1 protein-coding gene is annotated in these 642 nt (G+C 68.7%); it reads right to left on the bottom strand.

Annotated features, from left to right (window positions below; genetic code table 11):
• The coding region (locus IE100_RS16340; RefSeq protein WP_189375670.1) for a type VI secretion system Vgr family protein at positions 1 to 642 on the bottom strand (642 nt) is incomplete at both ends.

Here is a 642-nt window from a genome sequence, read left to right as displayed (position 1 = left end):
GTTTCAGCGTGACCTTGTCCTTCACCCCGGCCACGAACAGGCTGATGTGCTGGCCGACGTTGTGCAGCCAGCGCCGGCCGCTGGTCTGGTTGAGGTCGCGCTGGGCGACCTGGTCGATATTGCTGCCGGCGGCCAGGGTAAGGGAGTTGTCGGTGGTTGCGGCCAACCCCGCTGGCGCGGACAGGATCATGAGCGGCTGCTGGCCGGCCTGGGCTGATCCATTTCCCTGGGCCGCCGTTTTGCCGTCTTTATCGGTATTGCTGCCGGCTTCCCAGGCCTTGAGTGCCGCAACGTGGTGCTGCAGGTGGCCGTCGGTTTTGTTGGCGCCTTTGGCGTTGTCGGGCTTGATCTCGGTAGGCCCGGTTTCCTGCGTATCGGCCAGTTGCGCCGTGGCGGTATCGCCCAGGGATTGGGCGAGCGCCAGCGCGGCGTCGAGCTGGCTCTGGGCGCCGTCGCGCGCCAGTTGTTTGCCGCCGGCAGCGGCCTGCGCTTCGGTAGTCAGTAGCAGGCCGTGGCCGGCGCGGATGGCGCCGTGCTGGTCGGTGCGCAGCTCGAAGCCGTCGCCGCGCGGCGTGGCCTTGCCGTCCTGCCGTGGGTGGGCGAGGTGGCCCTGGTTCAGCTGGGTCTTGCCGTGTTCGGAGG

Source organism: Vogesella alkaliphila, from assembly GCF_014652475.1.
Taxonomy (GTDB): Bacteria; Pseudomonadota; Gammaproteobacteria; order Burkholderiales; family Chromobacteriaceae; genus Vogesella; species Vogesella alkaliphila.
Note: the sequence above shows the minus strand (reverse complement) of the source record. Positions and strands in the feature narration are given on the sequence as shown.